Genomic DNA, 19,046 nt, shown 5'->3' with positions numbered 1-19,046 from the left:
CACGCACCGCATCACGACAGGACTTCGCCGCCACCATGCCGATCACGCTCGAGAACAAACTCGTTGTCGCGATATCCTCGCGCGCGCTGTTCGACTTCGAAGAAGAGAACCGCGTATACGAGGCCGGCGTGACAGGCGGTGACGACCAGTCGTACCGGCGCTACCAGCTCGAGCGCCTCGACGTGCCCGCGCGCGTCGGCGTCGCGTTCCCGCTCGTGCAGAAGCTCCTCGCCTTCAATCAGGGCAACGAGATCGACAGCCATCGCGTGGAAGTCGTCGTCCTCTCGCGCAACGACCCCGTGAGCGGCATGCGTGTGTTTCGTTCGGCGCGCCAGGTCGACCTCAAGATCGAGCGCGGCGTGTTCACGCGCGGGCGCGATCCGTTCGGTTATCTCAACGCGCTGGGCGCGCACCTGTTTCTCTCCGCGAACGAGCGCGACGTACGTAGTGCGCTGGTGGCGGGCTTTCCGGCCGCGCGCGTCTATCCCGACTCGGCGAAGACAGCCGAACTGCATCCCGACGAAATCCGCATCGCCTTCGACGGCGACGCCGTGCTCTTCTCCGACGAAGCCGAGCGGGTATTCCAGCGCAACGGCCTCGACGCGTTCCAGCAGCACGAGACCGAACGTGCCGCGACACCGTTGCCTCCGGGTCCGTTCAAGCCGCTGTTGCAGGCATTGCATCGCCTGCAGCGCCTGGCGGGCCACGCCGTACCGGTCAAGATCCGGACGGCACTGGTCACGGCGCGCTCGGCCCCGGCCCACGAGCGCGCCATCCGGACGCTGATGGACTGGAAAATCGACATCGACGAGGCGATGTTCCTGGGTGGGCTCGACAAGGGCGCGTTCCTGCGCGAATTCGAGCCCGATTTCTTCTTTGACGATCAGACACGCCACTGCGAGTCCGCCGCGCGGGTCAGCCCGACCGGACACGTCATCAGTGGCATTGCCAATCATGACCACGCCTGACCAATCCCCGCTCGGCAAGGAAGTTGCCTACACCGAGCAATACGACCCGTCCCTGCTCTTCCCGATTGCCCGTGCACCGGCGCGCGCGGCCATCGGCGTGCCCGACGTCCTGCCGTTCTTCGGCGCGGACATCTGGAACGGCTACGAACTCTCGTGGCTCAACGAAAAAGGCAAGCCACAGATCGCGCTGCTCACCGCCATGGTGCCGGCCGATTCGCCGAACATCATCGAATCGAAGTCGTTCAAGCTGTATCTCGGCTCGTTCGCCCAAACCAAACTGGCGAATGTCGACGCCGCGCGAGCGCTGATTCAGCAGGATCTGTCCGACGCCGCGGGCGCGCCGGTGCAGGTGCGCCTCGTCGAGCCGGGCGGCTTCGCCAAGCTCGAACTCGACGAACTCGACGGCCTGCTTGTCGACCGGCTCGATATCGACACGGACATCTATTCGCCGGATGCGACCTTGCTCAAGGCCGCGCAAGGCGAAGCGCCCGTGGACGAAACCCTCGTCTCGAACCTGCTCAAGTCCAACTGTCCGGTGACGGGACAACCCGACTGGGGCAGCCTGCAGATTCGCTACGTCGGCCCACCCATCGACCAGGCAGGGCTGCTCAAGTACGTGATTTCGTACCGGCGCCACACCGGCTTTCACGAGCAATGCGTGGAAGGCATCTTCATGGACATCCTGCGCCAGTGCCATCCGAGCCAGTTGGCCGTCTATGCACGTTACACGCGGCGTGGTGGACTCGATATCAACCCGTTCCGCACCAACTTCACATTGCCGATGCCGGACAACGCCCGCACGGCCCGCCAGTAAATCCGGTGGCGCAAAAAAAGCGACGGGTAGAGCAAACCCGTCGCCGTCTTGGGAGCGTCGAAGCGCAGATCAACGCAGGAAGCTGACCCTTGCCATCATCCGACGGGCGGCGTTGCCCACGTTGGCATACTTGGGTTGCCCAGCGCAGCGGTGCAGCGTTTCCTTCATGGCGCGATAGGCCGCGTCGAAATGGCGTAACTCGATCAGGCACTCGCCAACGCGATACATCGGGCCGGGCGACGCCTCGTCCATCAGCGCCGCCGCCATGAACAGCGGCAGCGCCGCCTTGGGTTCACCGAGCCGCTGCACCGAGAGCGCCAGCGCCACCGCGTAGTCGGCTTCGAGCGGACACGCCGACAACAGCGGCGCGAAGCACTCGACCGCCTGCGCGTAATCGCCGCGCTCGAAGGCGCCATAGCCGCAGCGGTACGCGGCATCGCACTGCATCTCGTCCCACGCGCCGGGACTCGGCATGCCCATCGCCGCCTGCTGCTTTTCCGCGTCGCGCACCACTGCCAGCGCCACGTCGATCTCCTTGGAGGTATGCTGCGACGATGGCCGCTTGCCCTGGGGAATCTCGAACGTGCTCACGGGCGAAGTCCTCCCATCGTCGACTCGAATCGCGCCTGTTCGCGCTGCGTCAACATCTCGTCCCGAGCTTCACGACGCCTTGCCGCGGCATAGCACACCTGACCGAGGCCGTACGTCACCATCATGCCCGCCAGGACCCCCACGCTCCCACCGAAGCCATATCCCAGCCATTGGCTCCCGCTCCCGGCAGCGGCGTTATCGACCTGCTTATTGGCCTCGACGCAGACGTAGGCGGCGGTCCCGAGTCCCACCAATCCCAGTACGAGCGTTACCAGCCCCGAGATCCCGCTGGTACACCCCGCCATGCTCACGCAGCCCGTGCTTTGAGATCGCAAACGGACGTCGTCAGGCAACGGCGGAAAATCGATCGTGACGCGTTGCTCATCGACGGCCTCGACTTCCGTGCGCGGCGCTTGCATCGTCGGAACGATCCCGGAAATTGATCCTAGTGTCACAGTCCACCTCCTCTTGGGTTAGGAGATTGAAGACTGCGCGCGCGCGACGCCACCCGCCATCGAAGCTAAACCGCAAACTTTGCGAAACGGGTACCGAAGTGTCCGTCATTGCACAACACGCATGCCGCGGTCCTTATGCGGCAGGCTTCTTGTACGCGACGCAGTCCACTTCCACCTTGCAGTCGATCACCATGCTCGACACCACGCAGGCGCGCGCGGGTGGATGATCGCCGAAGTATTCCTTGAACACCTTGTTGAACGACGCGAAGTCACGCGGATCGTCGAGCCACACGCCAATGCGCATCACATGCTCGGGTCCGTAACCGGCTTCAGTGAGAATCGCCAGCATGTTCTGGATGGCCTGATGCGACTGGGCGACGATGCCCCCGTCGATCACTTCGCCGTCTTTCATCGGGGTCTGGCCCGAGACGAACAGGAAGCCATCGGCTTCTGTGGCCCGTGCAAATGGCATGCGCTGGCCCCCCGTGCCCTGCCCGCCTTCCACCCCATATCGTTTGATGCTCATCATTGCTCCTTTCGACAAAACCGCTTCACTCTCACTCATTCAAAGCACTGGCTGCGGCGTACCACGACGCACGAACCGGCCTGCACGCGCATTCTGCGTAGGCGCGCGATCCTGCCACGCCAGCACGCCGTTGACCCATACGGCCTCAATGCCGTACGCGGGCTGCATGGGATCGGTGAAGGTCGCGGCATCGGCCACGGTGGCCGGATCGAACAGCACCAGATCGGCCCAATAACCTTCGCGCACCAGGCCACGGTCCGTCAGACCGAATCGTTCTGCGGAGAGGCCCGTCATCTTGTGGACGGCCTCGGCCAACGGGAACAGTTGCTGCTCGCGGCTGTAGCGGCCGAGCACGCGTGGGAAGGCGCCCCACAGGCGCGGATGCGGCAACGGATCGTTTGGCAGCCCGTCCGAGCCGACCACGGTCGCCGGATGCCGCAGGATGCGTCGCACATCGTCCTCTTCCATGCAGTGATACACGGCGCCCGCCGGTTGCAGACGCCGCGCCGCCTCCCACAGATCGACGCCCCAGTCGGCAGCGATCGTCGCGAGCAACTTGCCGCCCTGCTCGGGATGCGGCTGCGACCACGTCACGAGAATGTCGAAGTCGTCCGTCACCTGCTTGAGGTCGAGCGTCGACGAACTTGCCGTGTACGGATAGCAGTCGCAGCCGACCGGCTGGAAGCGCTGCGCCTGGTCGAGCGCGTCGAGGATCTCCTTGCTGCGCCCCCAGTTATCGACGCCCGCGCACTTCAGGTGCGAGACGACGACCGGCACGCGGGCATGACGGCCGATGCGGAAGGCTTCGTCGAGCGCGTCGAGAATCTCGGCGAACTCCGTGCGCAGATGCGTCGCGTAGAGACCGCCCGCGGCGGCGAGCGGCTCGGCGAGTGCCAGCACCTCTTCGGTCGGCGCGGCGTTCGCATTCGCATAGGCCAGCCCCGTCGACAACCCCAACGCGCCATGCTCGAGCGCTTCGCGCAATTGCGCGCGCATGGCTTCGATTTCGGCCTCGGTCGCGGCCCGGTCGAGCCGGTCCATATGGTTGGCGCGCAGCGCCGTGTGACCGACGAGCGCCGCCACGTTGATCGCGGGCTGCGCGGCCTCGAGCGCGGCGACGTAGGCGGCGAAGGTCGGGTACTGGAACGCGTCGGCGTCGCCCAGCAGGTTCATCGGATCGGGCGGATCGCCCTTGAGCGTGACCGGCGACGCGCTGATGCCGCAGTTGCCGACGACGACCGTCGTTACGCCCTGCGAGAGTTTTGGCGTCATTTCCGGCGTGCGGACGACGTTCGTGTCGTCGTGCGTATGCACGTCGATGAATCCCGGGCTCAACACCTGGCCGTCGCCGCGAATCTGTTGTGCGGCGTGCCAGCCGGCGAGCGCTCCGGCCGTCGCGATGGTATGGATGCGGCCGTCGCGCAGCGCGATGTCGAAGCGCTCGTCGGTCATTGGTGTACCGGAACCGTCCGCCAGACGCACGTTGGTGATGAGGGTGTCGACCGTTCGGTTCGCGAGCCAGTCAGTCATGTCAGTCTCCGAGGGGCTGGCGATCGCCGCCGCCCCGATGCGTATCGAGCACGTATTTGATCCGCCGCAACAGTGCCTGGCTCTGCGGCTTGGCGAGCAATGCCAGTTCCGTGGCCAGCACGTCCATCGCCAGCAGCATCGCGTAGCGCGACGACGACGGTTTGAAAATGAAATCCGTTTCCAGCGCACGGATGGGCAGCACCTCGTCGGCCAACGCCGCAAGCGGCGAACCGGTCGCCGTGATCGCCACCAGCTGCGCGCCGTACTCGCGGGCGATCTCGCAGGCCGAGACCAGCTCCGGCGTATGGCCGCTCACCGAAAAGGCGAGCACCACATCGTCGCGCCCAAGCGTACTGGCGACCATGCGGGAGAGCACGGCGTCCTGATAGCTCGCGACCGGGCGCCCCAGCCGGACGAGCCGGTAACGCGCTTCGTCGGCCATGAGCGACGAGCCCCCGCCCATCCCGAAGGCGTACACCATGCGCGCCGATAACAGCCGGGCCGCCGCGCGCCGCGCGGTGTCCGGATGGATGAGACTGCGATGCAGCTGCAACGTCGTCTGGATATCGTCGGCAATGCGGTCGATGGTTTCCGTCGCGCCGTCCGGCCCGCTCGCCGCATTCGCTCCGAAAAAGCGCTGACCGACGACGGCCGCTTGTGCCAGACGCAGCTTGAGATCGCGCACGTCGCGGCAGCCCATCGCCTTGGCGAAACGCGTCACACTCGCCTCGCTCACTCCCGCGCGCTCGGCCAGCACGTTGATCGACACCGCGGCCGCGCCCGCGACATCGTCCAGCACCACCTGCGCGACCTTGCGCTCCGCCTGGCTCAGCGCGTCGCTGCGCTCGGCAACGCGTGTCACGATATCGAAGGCTTCGGGCATATCTCGAGTCCATGTGGCTCTCGCGACGGTGCGCCGGAGTGCCTTGCTGATCGGTTTGGCATTTTTTTGGTACTTTATAACAAAATTGTCAAACGCAGGTAATTAAACGCTATTATAGGAGGCGCCCGGCGGTCTTACGCGCTTTGTCACGGAGAACATTCTCAATGAGCGATACAAACTATCAGCATGGCATGATCGATACCCTGAACAAGGGTCTGGGCGCGATGGAAGTCCCGCTCGCCCCGTCGGCGACGGCCGGATTGGGGTGGAATCTGCTGGACGAAGACCTGAGCTTGCCGACGGCCGTGCTCTACGAGGACAAGATTCGTCACAACCTCGCGTGGATGCAGCGCTTCGTGCACGAGTACGGCGTGAAGCTCGCGCCGCACGGCAAGACTACGATGGCGCCGAAACTTTTCCGCCGTCAGCTCGAAGGGGGCGCGTGGGGCATCACGCTCGCCACGGCGCAGCAGACCCATGCGGCCTATCGCCACGGCGTTCGACGCGTGCTCATGGCGAACCAACTCGTTGGCAAGCGCAACATGGCGCTGATTGCCGATTTGCTGAAGGATCCCGATTTCGAATTTTTCTGTCTGGTGGACTCCGCCGCCGCAGTGGAACATCTGGGCACGTACTTCCGTTCGCGAGGCCAGTCGATCCAGGTGCTCATCGAACTGGGCGTCACCGGCGGTCGCACCGGAGTGCGCGATGCCGCGCAGCAGCAGGACGTGCTCGACGCGTTGGCGCAGTACCACGACGCCGTCAAGCTCGCGGGCGTGGAAGTCTATGAGGGCGTGCTGAGCACAGAAGCGGATATTCGCGCGTTCCTGCAACGGGCGGTACGCATCACGCGCGAGCTGGTGGCCGCGGGTCGCATCGAGCGCACCCCGGCGGTGCTCTCGGGCGCCGGGTCGGCATGGTACGACATCGTCGCGGACGAGTTCGCCCACAAGGACGTGGGCGCGCCGCTGGACGTCGTGTTGCGCCCGGGGTGCTATCTCACGCACGACGTCGGCATCTACAAAGCGGCGCAGGCACAGATCGCCACGCGCAACCCGATCGCGAAGCAGATGCGTTCGCAGTTACAACCGGCGTTGCAACTCTGGGCTTACGTGCAATCGATTCCCGAGCCGGAGCGCGCGATCATTGCGCTAGGCAAGCGCGATGCGGCGTTCGATGCCGGCATGCCGGAGCCGGCGCTGCAGTTCCGCCCGGGCGAGAGCAAAACGCCGGCAGCGACGCCGGCGCATTGGGAAGTCACGGGCATGATGGATCAGCATGCCTATTTGCGCATCGCCCCGGGCGACGATGTTCGCGTGGGCGACATGATTGCGTTCGACATCTCGCATCCGTGCCTCACGTTCGACAAGTGGCGTCATTTGCCGGTGGTCGACAGCGATTACAACGTCGTCGACATCGTGCAGACGTTCTTCTGATCACGCATCGACAACGTGAAGCGCAGCGTTTGAGGCGCGTTTTATTGCGCCACAAAGGAGAAGCCGCCCGATGGGCGGCTTCTTTGCATTCCGGACGATCCGCACGTTCCGGATAGCATCGCAACGACGGACTTACGTCTGACTTCGCGAGGCGCGTTTGCGGGCTGAGGCAGTGGGCGGCGGCGGCGTCTCGACAGGCGCGGGTCGGGCCACCTCTGCACTCGCCTTCACGTCCGTATCGGTCGCCTTCGCTCGGGAAGCCACCGACTTGAACCGCGCTTCCAGATGCCCGAGTGCGCTTTCCAGCGTCGCGATCTCGTCGGGCGACATGCCTTCGAGCGCGTCGTCGAAGAACGCCTGACGGCGTGGCGTCGCCTCGTCGTACACGGCCGTGCCGGCGGCGGTGAGCGTGACGTTCGTGAGACGGTTGTCAAGCGGATCGGCGGCGCGCGAGAGCCAGCCGAGCGCTTCCATCGACTTCAACTGACGCGTGAGCGACGCTGGATCAAGACGGCAATGTTCCGCGAGAAACTTCTGGGAACAGGTACCGCGCTCGGCCAGCGCGAGAATGATTCTCCAGCGCGGCAGCGGGTGTCCGACCTGGGCATCGAACGCGGCCATCATGGCACGGTATGTCAGGCTGAGTTGCTGGATGACGTTGCGTTTTTGTGGCGTTGGCATTGCGTCACTCCCCGACCGGCGGCTGCGGCTTTGCGCCGCGCGTGAGCCGAATGAGCGGCACGCGCTTGACGAACCACAGTCCGGCGAGCGCTGCCGCGAGCGACATCATCTGCCCGTTGTGAATGGCGGCCACGAGCGACGTGCGCGCCGATTCGATGAAGAGCGCGCCGTTCTGCCCCAAGGGCGCGAGCGTGCTCAGGAAATCACTTTGCGCTTGCGCGTTGACGAGGATCTGCGGATCGGCGAGTTGCGTGGTCCATTGCGTGCCGCCGTTGGCGGCGAGCGCATCCGTTACGCGGCCGGTGTAGCTGTGGTTCACGAGCGTACCGACGATGGCCGTGCCGAGCATGCCGCCGATCATGCGCAGGGATTGCATGAGCGCCGTGGCAATGCCCAGGTGCGCGCGCCCGGCGACTTCCTGGGCGAAGACAGTGAGGTTCGGCATGACGAAACCGAGGCCCAGTCCGGCGAGCAGCATATAGGTGGCAATCAGGGCATGCGGCGTGCCGCGATGCGTCGTGATCACGCCGGCACACGCGAGCGCGAGCAGGAAGAAGCCGCCGTAGAGCATCACGTTCGGATTGGGCAGGCGAGTGATAAGCCGGCCGTTCACGATGCTGCCCACAGTGATGCACACGACCATTGGCGTGATCAGCAGCCCGGTTTCACGCGGCGAAAGGCCGAAGCCTCCCTGGAGCAGCAGCGGCGCGTAGAACAGCACACCGAACATGGTGAAACCGGCAAATGCCGACAGCACGAAGAGTGGCGCGAGTTTTTTGTCGCGGAACATTTCGAAGGGCACGATCGGATGCGACGTGCGCCGCTCCCACCAGTAGAGCGCATACGAGGAGGTCGCCAACACGACGAGCAGCGCGAACACACCGCGCGAGAGACCTTCGGCGGGCAGCCATTCGACGAGCATTTGCAGACTGCCGAGCGTGGCGGTGATCAGGACGGCGCCGAGCCAGTCGAGGCTCGCCTTGCCATGCCCGCCGGCGCGCATGTGCGGCAAGTGACGGCCGACGAACCACAGTCCGAGCAGTCCCACCGGGAGGTTGACATAGAAGACCGAACGCCACCCGTAGGCTTCGGTGAGGAAGCCGCCGAGCGAGGGCCCGATCGCGTTGGCGATGCCAAAGGCCGAGCTGAGCATGACTTGCCAGCGCAGGCGCACGTGGGGGTCGGGGAACAGTTCGGGGATGCAGGCGAACGCGGTGCCGACGAGCATGCCGCCGCCGATGCCTTGCAGGGCACGCGCGATGACGAGGAACAGCATGCTGTTCGCGGCGCCGCACAGGACCGACGCGGCGGTGAAGATGATGATGGCCGCAATGACGAAGGGTTTGCGTCCGTAGAAGTCGCCGAGTCGTCCGAAGATCGGCACGGTGATGACGGAGGTGAGGAGGTACGACGTCGCGACCCAGGCGTAGTACTCGAAACCCTTGAGTTCAGAGACGATAGTCGGCAGCGCGGTACCGACGACCGTCTGGTCGAGCGCCACCATCATCGTGCAGAAACACAGGCCGAGCATCGCCACGATCGATTGCCGGAACGGCAATACCTGCCCCGCCGAGTGCGGGGTATTGGGACTGGGAGCCATTTTTTGATGGATCAATGTTTGATCAGTCAACGATTCTAGCACGTTGGGGAGACGTCAATCTCCTGATTGGGTAATTGGGTAATGCCCCCCGATGTCCACGCACAGGAGAATCGCCTCATCCGTCCCGTCAGGGCGACCTGAACATAAGTCGTTGATTCGCATCAAGATCAGATTATTTCAGGAGGCTACAGTTGAATCCCAGGTCGAAATCTTCGTTCTGATTCAAGGAGAACTTGAAATGAAATCGCTCAGTAAGTGCCTTGTTTCTGCAGCCGCCGGGAGTGTGCTGCTGCTATCCAACCCGTCCATCACATTCAGTGCGGACTTAGCACAGCACATCACCGTTTACGTATTGCGTGGAGAGCAATCTCCCAAAGGACCCGATGGACATGGGCATGACACGATCGTCCCCGCCAACTACGCCCTCAAAGTTGGAGAACCTGTCGATCTGACCATCATCAACTACGATGAGGGTCCCCACACGATGACTTCCGAGACAATGGGCGTCGACATTCAAATCGCTGCGGGGCTCGAACAGGCGGATGGCAGCGTCAAACCGGTGACGACCCATGTCACGATCACACCGAAACAAAAAGGAACGTTCCGTTGGCACTGCCTGACGCCATGCGATAAGGGCGGTCATTACTGGGCGATGTCGAATAGCTATGACGGCATGGGCAAGGACGGTTATATGGCCGGGTATTTCGTTGTCATGTAACACCTGCGCCTGATTCGTGCTATCTGGAGCCCTTTGCTCCATGCGGTGCATGACAGTCCTTCACCCAACGAGAATTGCACCGTGTCTCAGTCTCTGCAAGGCACATCTGTCTCGGTCCGCAAGCGTCTGCGGGCCGGCGGTTACCTTTGGATGACCGCTGTGTGGGTATAGCCGTCGTGGGGACGCAGACCCAACGCCCGAAGTCGGGCGACCGGGCCGCAAGCGCACCCGCAAACCGTCGGCCAGTGACGGACGGCACTCGCTGCGCCAAGGTGTCGACGCTGTTGCCCGTCGGTGCCGCCTCGATCCGACACCGTATCTTCGCCAAGCAGGCGAAGCACGCTAGGCCGACGAGCAGCGCCCCCGGTTAACGCACGACAAATTTACTGTACATGCCCTCTTGCGCGTGCCGTGTTGTCTGGCAAACGTACCCGCAGGTTCCATGCCGCGCGCACGGCAACGGCGCAAGCACACGGCATGGGCGGGCGAATTCACAGCGATGCAGCTGCCGCAATCTCACCGTAGCAATTACCATCCCGAGCGCCAGTACTGGCGCAACTCGTCTTGCTGCTGCGTGGTCAGCACGCCCTGAACCTGCTTTTGTGTTTCCAACTGGGTGCGCAGCATCTGCAGCCGGATATCGGACACCGCCTTGGCGGTCTTCATCACCGCGTCCACGTCGATACTCCGTTGGTCGAAGCTATGCCGGCCTGAAAGCATCGTATCGTGCATGCTGGTCATCAACGCCCACTGTTTCTTAGCCGCCGCGTCCTGGATAGTCTCGATCTTCTGGATCTGCGCATCGCTCAACTTAAGCGACGCAACTAGCGCGGGGTTCCAGGTCCCGGGGCCGAAATTGTACCCACCCATCATCCCTGGGCCCATCCCATAGCCGCCCCAGCCACCCATCATCCCTGGGCCCATCCCGTAGCCGCCCCAACCGCCCATCATCCCTGGGCCCATTCCGTATCCGCCCCAGCCACCCGTCATCCCGGGTCCCATTCCCCACCCGCCGGGGCCGTAGTTGGGGCCGTCGCCAACGCCACCTTGCTGCCAGGCGCCCATACCGTTTCCGCCCATCATCCCTGGACCCATGCGATAACCGCGACCGGAGGCGGGCGGGCCTGCGTTGTCCGTGGTCTGCGCCGATGCCAGGGGGGCCGCGAGTGCAAGCATTGGGGCAACCACCAAGGCCAGCAGGATTCGTTTTTTCATGATCTTCTCCATTGTGTGAGAGAGACGAATGTCGTGGAACCGTGACGTCGTTCCACTCGAAAGTGGATTGATGGAAGTCACGGCGGGCTGAACCTTGTCCGGTCGCAACGGGGCAGATGGCGTGGGAGGACCAACGCCACGACCCGCGTTATTCAGCGCTCCAGGTCTGCACGCCGCTTCTTGTACTCTTCGCTGTCGATTTCACCGCGCGCATAGCGCGCATCAAGAATGTCGAGCGCGTCAATGCCTGGCGTTGATCGCTTGCGCCCATCATCCCGGGAGCGACCGCGCAGGACGACCACCAACGCGATCACGCCAACGACCACCAGGAACATGAAGAGCCAGCCGAAGCCCCCCATCATCCCGTAACCGTAGCCGAACCCACCAGGCTGGTTGAACCACATCATGATCGCTCCTCGGTACGCACTGCGCGATCCATCCGGAGCGAACGCTCCGGGTCTCGCCCCATTGGAAAGATTACTCGGTGCACCAGATAATCCTTTGCGCTGGATCAACGGCCGGCGGGATCGGTCGGCCAGGTGCCGGGCGGATCGTCGCCGCGTGCGTGGAACTGGTAGCAGACGCAACGGCTCGCAGCGTCTGCGACGTGCGGTGATCCCAACCGCGTTGCCTTGCTGATCAAGAAACGTGGCGTGTCGGTCGCGCAAGCCGCGACTGCGACCCATGCGCTGTCGCCGGCCAGCGTCGGTCCGTTGGGAATGGATCGCCACGCATGGCCGGACGTGCAATGACGGTGACGATTATCGGGCGTCGATCATCGCGAGAATCGCGCTCGAAAGGTCGCTCCCCGCTTCACCCACTCGGTCAACGGCATCGAAGTGATGGCCGTCACGCTGGCGCACGATCCGGACGTCCAGACCATGGTCGTTCAGTATCGTCTGGAACTGGGCCTGAAGCCGATGAAATTCATCCGACTCGTCTCCACCCACGCTGAGAATGTAAGACAGCGGCACTTTAGGGAGATGACGAATTGGGCTGAAGGCGATCACTTCATCTTCATCGAGCCGAACCGCCTTGTTCAGATAGCACAGGCGTATCGGCTCGAGATCGTACAGACCGCTGATCGCGCACGCGCCCTTGATCAGATCGGAGGGGGCGTCGTACGACGCCCAGTCAGTGCCTGCCAACGCAGCCGTCAAATGACCGCCAGCCGAGCTGCCGCAAACATAAATCGCATTGCGATCGATTCCGAGGTTCACGGAATTTCGGTACAGATGCAGGACGGCCCGGCGATTGTCCTCGACGATATCGCCCATCCGGACATCCGGCGCCAAGCGGTAGTTCACGACTGCAAAGTTGATGTCATTCGCCTGATAAAGACCGGCCAGCGCGCTGAAATCGGATTTGTCCAACGATTGCCAGTAACCGCCATGAATGAATACGAGCGTTGGCCGACCGTGCCCCTGCGCGGGAAACAGGTCGTAGGTCTGCTTCACATCGCTGCCGTACGCGACATCCTCCCTGAAGGTACTGGCGCGACGGAACGCTTCACCTGTGCGGGCCCAACGGGAAAAAACTTCGAGATGATCGGGAATGCCTGCGCGAACGTTGTACTGACGATCCAGCGCCTCTTGATCAAATGAACGGTAAACCGGCATGCTAGCCTCACTTATCGGAATGGAAGTCAATGTCGCGCCGTATCGTGACGGCGCAAATTCCGAATCTAAGAGACATACGACGCAGCGGCGCGCGGACAAGTGTCAAGCGATGACGAGGTTACGCCATGTTCGGAAAAAGTGAGGATCGAGACGATTACCAGCAGATCGCGCGGCCAGTGGGCGGTATGGCTCGCGACCTTCCGGATCGATTCTTTATCGATTATCACGAACACATCCGTGGTCAGTTGATCTATGCAAGCACGGGCGCCATTGTCGTCACCACCGCGAAAGGCAACTGGGTCGTACCCTCGCTTCGTGCCGTCTGGGTACCGCCGCGCGTCAGGCACTGCATGCAAGCGGTCGGCGCTATCGAAATGCGCACGCTCTATTTCGATGGCGACCATGCCCCGCTTCGCTCACCCGATTGCTGTGTGGTGTCGGTGTCGCCACTGCTGCGCGAACTCATTGACGCCGTCACTCGGATGCCCGTCGACTATGCGCTCAATAGCAGGGATGCCGCGGTCGTTGATCTGTTGTTTCATGAGATTCGGCCGCTGAGCGTCGAGCCGCTTCACCTCCCCATGCCGTCGGACGAACGCATCGCCCGCATTTGCCGATGGATTCTTTCGAATCCCGCGGAAGAGACATCCGTCGCGGCCTGGAGCAAAGTCGCCGGTGCAAGCGAGCGCACCATCATCCGGTTGTTTCCCGAGCAGACCGGCATGACCTTTACGCGCTGGCGACAACAGGCTCGATTGCTCGTGGCCGTGCAGATGCTGAGCGCACAACATTCCGTGACGGACATCGCCTCGTCCCTCGGCTATGACAGTACAAGCGCTTTCAGCGCGATGTTTCGCAAGGCGCTCGGTTGCACGCCGACGGAATTTTTCAAGCCCTGAGTCGCCTGACGGCGATTGGCGCAATCGCGATAAACGTCTGCGTGGCCGCTACATTTTCCTCGGCCTGGATCCTCCAGAATTGACAGGCCGCCGCAGCCGCGGCGTCATTCTGGAGATCTCATGAACATTTACGAGCGCATCACCGCGGCAGGGCTGGCATTGCCGAGCCTCACGGTGGCACCGGCACCTTTCAGGCCCTTCAAACTGCACGGCAACACGCTCATCGTGTCCGGGCAATTGCCAGTGCGAAACGGCGTGCCCGCTTGGGTGGGCAAGGTGCCCGCCGACGTTTCAGCCGATGACGCGAGAAGCGCGGCGAGGCTGTGCGTCATGAACCTTCTTGGTTGGGCTCAGGTTGCCACGGACGGACAACTCGATCGCGTTGAGAACGTGCTCCGGGTGGGCGGATTCGTCGCGACGTCGGAAGGATTTGCCGACGCCCCATCTATCGTGAACGCCGCATCAGAACTATTGACGCAACTTTTCGGCAAATCGGGAGAGCACGCCCGCATCGCTATTGGTGTGGCAAGTCTGCCATTCAATGCGCCCGTCGAGGTGGAAGCCACATTTGCTCTCGCCTCATGAACGCCTCCCCTGGATATGCCGATGTCCTTGTCGACGAAGCACGGGAGGGTCGTTGGGCACCCACGATCCGCCACTTCCCCGCCTTCGAGGCCCTCACGGATATCCCGCTCGCCTTCTCTCTCCTTCCCTTGTCGTTTCAACGGTTTGTCCTGGCGGTCCAGGAGATCACGGCGTGTCGTGTCGCAGGCACTGGGGCCGGGCCCGCGCGAGAGCAACGACTCATCATTTCAAAAGGAGACGTCGATCATGACGCCTGAGTACCTCGATAACGTCATGCGCCGGACCGACCTGGCGTGGACCGATTGGCCAGCCATCGAAGCGTTCTTGCGAGACGAGCTGATCTGTCGTGTAGCCGTGAATGACACGCCTTTTCCCTACGTGGTACCACAGAGTTTTACGTTCACTGGCGACGCCTTCCTGATTCACTGTTCGCGCTTCGGAAAATTTTCCCGACTGATCCAGGAAGATCCACACATCGTCATCGTGATCGATCGACCCATCGCGTTACTCAAAGCGCCCAAAGGGCAGAACACGAGTCTTGAGTACTACAGCGTTATCGCGCGATGCAAGGCTTCGACCCGCATGCAAACGCAGGACGTGATCGCACATCAGAACGAAGCGTTGGGAAAATTTCGCCCGGAGAACGACTACACCGCTATCGAACCGGGCGCAGCGAATCAGATCGTGGCCATTCGATGTCAGATCGAACGCCTCAGCGCGAAGAAGCGCATTCTCGCAGACGGGCAGTATTCGCCGCCGGGTCAGCCGCAAGCGCCTTACCTTCGCTATCCGTTCGAGCGAGGGGCGTCTGTGTCGGGCCTCCCTGACGGAGCGTTCGATCCTCATCGCTTCCGTCGCACGAAATGATCGCTAGGGAAGACGCATTGGCACGAGCGCCACCGCTTGCGTTGCGTCGCGTGATCCCGCCGCTTCCCATCTTGGCGTAACTCCGATTGCATGCGACATTTCCCCGCGCGCCTCACTAGTTTTGGCGGCCGACATTGGTGAATGTCAGTACCGACTCCCGGTACCGACATATTCAGCGGAATAGGTCAAAACGGAGGAGGTTGAATGAAAATGCAATCGATTGAAATCGGCCGCGTCACGGCAGCCCAACGCCTGGAGCGACTGCCCGTCTGCGGGTATCACCGATGGCTGTTTCTTGTCATAGCGCTGGCGTTCTTCTTCGACAACATCGATCTGGCCACGATGACGTTCGTGCTCGGGTCGATCAAGGCGGACTTCGCGCTCACCAATGTGCAGGCCGGGATGATCGGGAGTGCGAGCTTCGTCGGTATGGCGATCGGCGCAATCTGCTCGGGCATTGCTGCAGACCGATTCGGACGAAAGCCAGTGTTTCAGATCAGCATGGTGGTCTGGGGGCTGGGCAGCGTGCTGTGTGCCACCGCATCGGGGCCGGTCGAGTTGAGCGCCTTTCGGTTATTGCTCGGTATCGGCATGGGGATGGAGTTGCCGCTCGCGCAAACCTTGCTCTCGGAGTTCATTCCCACAGACAAGCGAGGCAAATATCTGGCTTTGATGGACGGGAATTGGCCAATCGCCTTCATCAGTGCCGGACTGCTTTCCTACTTTGTGCTGGCCCACCACGGCTGGCGCGTCCTGTTCGCCCTGGAGGCCGTTCCCGCGTTGTTCCTGTTTGTCGTTCGCCGCTATGTACCGGAGTCGCCGCGTTGGCTGGAGTCGCAGGCGCGGTATGCCGAGGCTGATGCCGTTGTGGCACGTGTAGAGCAGTCGGTAATGCGCCGCCTTCACTTGCATGCGTTGCCGTCGATTTCGCCGACCGCCGCGGAGGGTCCGCGTGAAGAACGCGGCATGCGTGTCATCTGGTCGGAAAGCTACCGCGTTCGCGCACTGGTCGTCGGCGCGCTCTGGTTCTTTGCGCTGCTTGGATTCTACGGTTTGAACACATGGCTTGGCGCGCTGCAGCAGGCGCGCGGGGTCGCGGTGACTCAGTCCGTTCTGTTCACGGTCTGCATTTCGCTCGGCGGCATTCCCGGCTTCCTTGTCGCGGCGTGGGCGGTCGAACGGCTCGGGCGAAAGCTAACATGTGTCAGCACCCTCGTTGGCGGCGCGTTCGCCACGTACGTTTTCGGCCAGGTGTTGCAGGCGGGAGCCGCCCAGTGGTCGAGTTATGCAGCGGGCGCGAGCATGCAATTCTTCGCATTCGGTATGTGGGCGGTCCTCTACGCGTATACGCCGGAACTGTTTCCCTCGAGAGCGCGCGCCACGGGATGCGGATACGCCTCGTTCTGCGGTCGGATCGGCGCGTTGCTGGGCCCGACCCTCGTGGGGGCAATCGTCACGTGGTCGACGAGCGACGCCGTGTTTCTGTTCGGAGCGATTTGTTTCGGCATTGCCGCCGCGTGCGTCTGGTTCTTCGGCATTGAAACGAGGGGGATTCAATTGGAGACTGTCTCGACCTGATCTGCTCGCCCGCGCGTGGGTGCCGGGCGTAATGCTTCGCCCCCCTCTCGTCACTGCGCCGTGGTGAAGGGGGGCGACTATCCGCCTGAACTCGTCGCGGATGCACGCGTTCGACGCGTGGCGTGCGACGTCTGCTATCGGGAAACTACGGCCGGTCGCAAGCACTCCGACACCGCCACTAGCGCGTCGGGTTCACTCAGCCGACGCACGCCTGCAATCCGGAAACCTAAACTCACGAGAGCCGTAATAAGCACGAGGAATCTCGTACCGAAAAAATCCAGAGATAATAGCGTCTCCGTTTGTGACGCCTCGACGGTTATCAACCGCCGTATATTCGATAACGCCTCTGGATATGACTATCGATACCGGACACGCCGCCGCCGTACAGCTTCAGAATCCGTCAAGTTACACGAGTTCGTCCGAGCCGCCTCCACCGCGAAAGGTTCGCATTGCGCGCGACATACTCGCAGGCGTTTCGATAGCAGGACTCTTGCTGCCTGAGGCCATTGCCTATGCGAATATCGCTGGGCTGCCACCGCAGGCGGGCCTGATTGCACTGCTCACAGGTCTTGTCGTCTATGCGTTGGCGGGCAGTAGTCGATTCGCGATCGTGTCGGGAACCTCCTCGTCAGCAGCGGTGCTTGCCGCCACCGTGGGGGCCAGCGCCGGGGGCGTCGGCGCGCAGGTCGCATACGCCGCCGCCCTCGTCGCCGCGACCGGCATCCTTTTCCTGTTGGCCGGCGCGGCACGATTGGGCGCTATGTCGGACTTTATCTCGAAGCCCGTCTTGCGCGGTTTTGCGTTCGGCCTGGCGCTGACAATTGCCATCAAACAACTGCCAACGATCCTCGGCGTGCAATCGCATTACAGCGATACGCTGCGAATCGCCTTCGATCTTGTCCACCAGGCCCCCAGTTGGAATTGGTATGGCGTCGCACTTGGCGTGTCCGCGCTGGGCATCCTTTTCGGGCTGGGGCGAAGTGCCCGCATGCCGGCGACGCTGGCTGTCATGGTGCTCGGGATCGCATCGGGGTACTGGGTCGACTGGCAGGGACATGGCGTTGGAACCGTCGGCCTGATCGATCTGCACAGTATGACTTTCGGCCTGCCCAGGTTCGACCGCTCACAGTGGCTGCAAACCGCAGAACTCGCATTTGCGCTGATGCTGATTCTCTATGCGGAATCGTATGGGTCGATCCGCAGCTTCGCGCTAAGGCATGGCGATATCGTCTCGGCGAACCGGGACCTGGTGGCGCTTGGCAGCGCGAATCTTGTCTCAGGATTACTGCACGGGATGCCGGTGGGTGCGGGCTACTCGGCCACGTCCGCCAATGAAGCCGCCGGCGCGCAGACCCGACTCGCGGGTTTGTGTGCGGCGGCGGTCATCGCGCTGATCGTCCTGATGATGCTCCAGCAGTTATCCCGCACGCCTGAGCCGGTGCTCGCTGCGATAGTCATTTACGCGGTCAGTCACTCACTGCACCCGAACATATTCAAGCCGTACTGGACGTGGCGACGCGACAGACTGGTCGTGATAGCGGCGCTGCTTGCCGTGCTCGTGTTTGGCGTGCTCCACGGCTTGCTGGTCTCCATCGGGGTGAGCCTTATCCTCGCGCTGCGCAATTTGTCGGAGCCGGCTGTCTCGGTGCTCGGGCGCCTAAGAGACAGCCACGATTTCGTCGATATCTCCGCACACATGGATGCGTCACCGATCCCCGGCATCACGATCGTGCGGCCGGAGGTACCGCTCTTCTTCGCCAATGCCGAACGCGTGCTCAGCAAGGTACGCTTGATGCTGCGAGGGCAGTCCACGCCAGTGCAGACGGTGATACTGAGCCTCGAGGAAACGCCCGATGTCGATAGTTCGGCAATCGAAGCACTGCGCATATTCTCTGCCGAATTGGCCTCACGTGGACAGCAGCTGCTTCTGGTGCGGCTTAAGCCGCGCGCGCTGACCGCGCTCGAGCGGGCGTCCGACGCGACGCTGCCGCGTAGCGCACTGTGGGAGTTGAGCGTCGATAAATGCGTGCAGTCGCTTGAACCTGAAATGAACGAGAAGCGCTGACGACAACACCGGAGGC

General features: G+C 62.7%; 19 protein-coding genes and 1 other annotated feature. Of the genes, 9 read left to right on the top strand and 10 right to left on the bottom strand.

Annotated features, from left to right (window positions below):
- Positions 1-35: 35 nt before the first annotated feature.
- Positions 36-968, top strand: coding sequence for a 5'-nucleotidase (locus PTE31013_RS03975; protein ID WP_150611483.1), 933 nt, complete (start codon positions 36-38; stop codon positions 966-968).
- The gene (gene queF / locus PTE31013_RS03970) at positions 955-1,782 is read left to right on the top strand and encodes an NADPH-dependent 7-cyano-7-deazaguanine reductase QueF (RefSeq protein ID WP_150611482.1); all 828 of its coding nucleotides are present in this window, start codon (positions 955-957) and stop codon (positions 1,780-1,782) included. Before PTE31013_RS03975 ends, queF begins: the two co-directional genes overlap by 14 nt.
- A 69-nt stretch (positions 1,783-1,851) precedes the next feature.
- Here the strand turns inward: queF and PTE31013_RS03965 are convergent, their stop codons facing one another.
- From PTE31013_RS03965 to PTE31013_RS03945, 5 genes are all read right to left on the bottom strand, one after another.
- A complete protein-coding gene (locus tag PTE31013_RS03965) occupies positions 1,852-2,373 on the bottom strand; it encodes a hypothetical protein (RefSeq protein ID WP_150611481.1) in 522 nt (173 codons plus the stop codon).
- A complete protein-coding gene (locus tag PTE31013_RS03960; protein ID WP_150611480.1) occupies positions 2,370-2,828 on the bottom strand; it encodes a hypothetical protein in 459 nt (152 codons plus the stop codon). Before PTE31013_RS03960 ends, PTE31013_RS03965 begins: the two co-directional genes overlap by 4 nt.
- 133 nt (positions 2,829-2,961) lie before the next feature.
- On the bottom strand, positions 2,962-3,348 hold the full coding sequence (locus PTE31013_RS03955) for a RidA family protein (RefSeq protein ID WP_150611610.1): 387 nt from the start codon (positions 3,346-3,348) through the stop codon (positions 2,962-2,964).
- A 45-nt stretch (positions 3,349-3,393) separates the two neighbouring features.
- Positions 3,394-4,884 (bottom strand): N-acyl-D-amino-acid deacylase family protein, encoded by a 1,491-nt coding sequence (locus tag PTE31013_RS03950; protein WP_150611479.1) that lies wholly within the window; start codon positions 4,882-4,884, stop codon positions 3,394-3,396.
- A 1-nt stretch (position 4,885) separates the two neighbouring features.
- Entirely contained in the window at positions 4,886-5,767 is an 882-nt protein-coding gene (locus PTE31013_RS03945) for a MurR/RpiR family transcriptional regulator (protein WP_150611478.1), read from the bottom strand.
- A gap of 164 nt (positions 5,768-5,931) precedes the next feature.
- Here PTE31013_RS03945 and PTE31013_RS03940 point away from each other — a divergent pair, with 164 nt between their 5' ends.
- Positions 5,932-7,203 carry an amino acid deaminase gene (locus PTE31013_RS03940; protein ID WP_150611477.1) on the top strand — a complete coding sequence of 424 codons (1,272 nt, stop codon included), beginning with the start codon at positions 5,932-5,934 and terminating at the stop codon, positions 7,201-7,203.
- Between the two features lie 132 nt (positions 7,204-7,335).
- Here the strand turns inward: PTE31013_RS03940 and PTE31013_RS03935 are convergent, their stop codons facing one another.
- Both PTE31013_RS03935 and PTE31013_RS03930 read right to left on the bottom strand, forming a co-directional pair.
- Complete coding sequence (locus PTE31013_RS03935; RefSeq protein ID WP_150611476.1) at positions 7,336-7,884, bottom strand: MarR family winged helix-turn-helix transcriptional regulator; 549 nt, start codon at positions 7,882-7,884, stop codon at positions 7,336-7,338.
- Positions 7,629-7,687: a sequence feature (sul1 is cis-regulatory element that is thought to sense ions involved in sulfur or methionine metabolism; They are found in Alphaproteobacteria), on the bottom strand. Its footprint overlaps the gene before it by 59 nt.
- Before the next feature lie 4 nt (positions 7,885-7,888).
- Positions 7,889-9,484 carry an MFS transporter gene (locus tag PTE31013_RS03930; protein WP_150611475.1) on the bottom strand — a complete coding sequence of 532 codons (1,596 nt, stop codon included), beginning with the start codon at positions 9,482-9,484 and terminating at the stop codon, positions 7,889-7,891.
- A 238-nt stretch (positions 9,485-9,722) separates the two neighbouring features.
- Here PTE31013_RS03930 and PTE31013_RS03925 point away from each other — a divergent pair, with 238 nt between their 5' ends.
- A complete protein-coding gene (locus PTE31013_RS03925) occupies positions 9,723-10,202 on the top strand; it encodes a cupredoxin domain-containing protein (RefSeq protein ID WP_150611474.1) in 480 nt (159 codons plus the stop codon).
- A 528-nt stretch (positions 10,203-10,730) separates the two neighbouring features.
- Here PTE31013_RS03925 and PTE31013_RS24710 read toward each other — a convergent pair.
- The 3 genes from PTE31013_RS24710 to PTE31013_RS03910 all read right to left on the bottom strand — a co-directional run bounded on the left by PTE31013_RS24710 (position 10,731) and on the right by PTE31013_RS03910 (position 13,036).
- Positions 10,731-11,417, bottom strand: coding sequence for a Spy/CpxP family protein refolding chaperone (locus PTE31013_RS24710; RefSeq protein WP_174978413.1), 687 nt, complete (start codon positions 11,415-11,417; stop codon positions 10,731-10,733).
- A 152-nt stretch (positions 11,418-11,569) separates the two neighbouring features.
- Positions 11,570-11,824 (bottom strand): SHOCT domain-containing protein, encoded by a 255-nt coding sequence (locus PTE31013_RS03915; RefSeq protein ID WP_246173877.1) that lies wholly within the window; start codon positions 11,822-11,824, stop codon positions 11,570-11,572.
- A gap of 354 nt (positions 11,825-12,178) precedes the next feature.
- The gene (locus PTE31013_RS03910; RefSeq protein ID WP_150611608.1) at positions 12,179-13,036 is read right to left on the bottom strand and encodes an alpha/beta hydrolase; all 858 of its coding nucleotides are present in this window, start codon (positions 13,034-13,036) and stop codon (positions 12,179-12,181) included.
- A 125-nt stretch (positions 13,037-13,161) separates the two neighbouring features.
- Here PTE31013_RS03910 and PTE31013_RS03905 point away from each other — a divergent pair, with 125 nt between their 5' ends.
- From PTE31013_RS03905 to PTE31013_RS03880, 5 genes are all read left to right on the top strand, one after another.
- Complete coding sequence (locus tag PTE31013_RS03905; RefSeq protein ID WP_150611473.1) at positions 13,162-13,935, top strand: AraC family transcriptional regulator; 774 nt, start codon at positions 13,162-13,164, stop codon at positions 13,933-13,935.
- 120 nt (positions 13,936-14,055) lie between these two features.
- Entirely contained in the window at positions 14,056-14,520 is a 465-nt protein-coding gene (locus PTE31013_RS03900) for a RidA family protein (protein ID WP_150611472.1), read from the top strand.
- A 246-nt stretch (positions 14,521-14,766) separates the two neighbouring features.
- Positions 14,767-15,387, top strand: coding sequence for a pyridoxamine 5'-phosphate oxidase family protein (locus PTE31013_RS03890; protein WP_174978412.1), 621 nt, complete (start codon positions 14,767-14,769; stop codon positions 15,385-15,387).
- Between the two features lie 204 nt (positions 15,388-15,591).
- A complete protein-coding gene (locus PTE31013_RS03885; protein ID WP_150611471.1) occupies positions 15,592-16,965 on the top strand; it encodes an MFS transporter in 1,374 nt (457 codons plus the stop codon).
- Positions 16,966-17,317: 352 nt separating this feature from the next.
- Complete coding sequence (locus PTE31013_RS03880) at positions 17,318-19,030, top strand: SulP family inorganic anion transporter (RefSeq protein ID WP_150611470.1); 1,713 nt, start codon at positions 17,318-17,320, stop codon at positions 19,028-19,030.
- Positions 19,031-19,046: the final 16 nt, after the last annotated feature.

Source organism: Pandoraea terrigena (assembly GCF_902459705.1).
Taxonomy (GTDB): Bacteria; Pseudomonadota; Gammaproteobacteria; order Burkholderiales; family Burkholderiaceae; genus Pandoraea; species Pandoraea terrigena.
This window is presented reverse-complemented; position numbering and strand designations above follow the sequence as displayed.

Excerpts from the sequence above, each read along its gene's own strand:
- PTE31013_RS03900 (WP_150611472.1), top strand. The coding sequence starts at position 14,056 with ATGAACATTTACGAGCGCATCACCGCGGCAGGGCTGGCATTGCCGAGC.
- PTE31013_RS03975 (WP_150611483.1), top strand. The coding sequence starts at position 36 with ATGCCGATCACGCTCGAGAACAAACTCGTTGTCGCGATATCCTCGCGC.
- PTE31013_RS03910 (WP_150611608.1), bottom strand. The coding sequence starts at position 13,036 with ATGCCGGTTTACCGTTCATTTGATCAAGAGGCGCTGGATCGTCAGTAC.
- PTE31013_RS03925 (WP_150611474.1), top strand. The coding sequence starts at position 9,723 with ATGAAATCGCTCAGTAAGTGCCTTGTTTCTGCAGCCGCCGGGAGTGTG.
- PTE31013_RS03940 (WP_150611477.1), top strand. The coding sequence starts at position 5,932 with ATGAGCGATACAAACTATCAGCATGGCATGATCGATACCCTGAACAAG.
- queF (WP_150611482.1), top strand. The coding sequence starts at position 955 with ATGACCACGCCTGACCAATCCCCGCTCGGCAAGGAAGTTGCCTACACC.
- PTE31013_RS03915 (WP_246173877.1), bottom strand. The coding sequence starts at position 11,824 with ATGATGTGGTTCAACCAGCCTGGTGGGTTCGGCTACGGTTACGGGATG.
- PTE31013_RS03930 (WP_150611475.1), bottom strand. The coding sequence starts at position 9,484 with ATGGCTCCCAGTCCCAATACCCCGCACTCGGCGGGGCAGGTATTGCCG.
- PTE31013_RS03950 (WP_150611479.1), bottom strand. The coding sequence starts at position 4,884 with ATGACTGACTGGCTCGCGAACCGAACGGTCGACACCCTCATCACCAAC.
- PTE31013_RS03880 (WP_150611470.1), top strand. The coding sequence starts at position 17,318 with ATGACTATCGATACCGGACACGCCGCCGCCGTACAGCTTCAGAATCCG.
- PTE31013_RS24710 (WP_174978413.1), bottom strand. The coding sequence starts at position 11,417 with ATGAAAAAACGAATCCTGCTGGCCTTGGTGGTTGCCCCAATGCTTGCA.
- PTE31013_RS03935 (WP_150611476.1), bottom strand. The coding sequence starts at position 7,884 with ATGCCAACGCCACAAAAACGCAACGTCATCCAGCAACTCAGCCTGACA.
- PTE31013_RS03945 (WP_150611478.1), bottom strand. The coding sequence starts at position 5,767 with ATGCCCGAAGCCTTCGATATCGTGACACGCGTTGCCGAGCGCAGCGAC.
- PTE31013_RS03890 (WP_174978412.1), top strand. The coding sequence starts at position 14,767 with ATGACGCCTGAGTACCTCGATAACGTCATGCGCCGGACCGACCTGGCG.
- PTE31013_RS03905 (WP_150611473.1), top strand. The coding sequence starts at position 13,162 with ATGTTCGGAAAAAGTGAGGATCGAGACGATTACCAGCAGATCGCGCGG.
- PTE31013_RS03885 (WP_150611471.1), top strand. The coding sequence starts at position 15,592 with ATGAAAATGCAATCGATTGAAATCGGCCGCGTCACGGCAGCCCAACGC.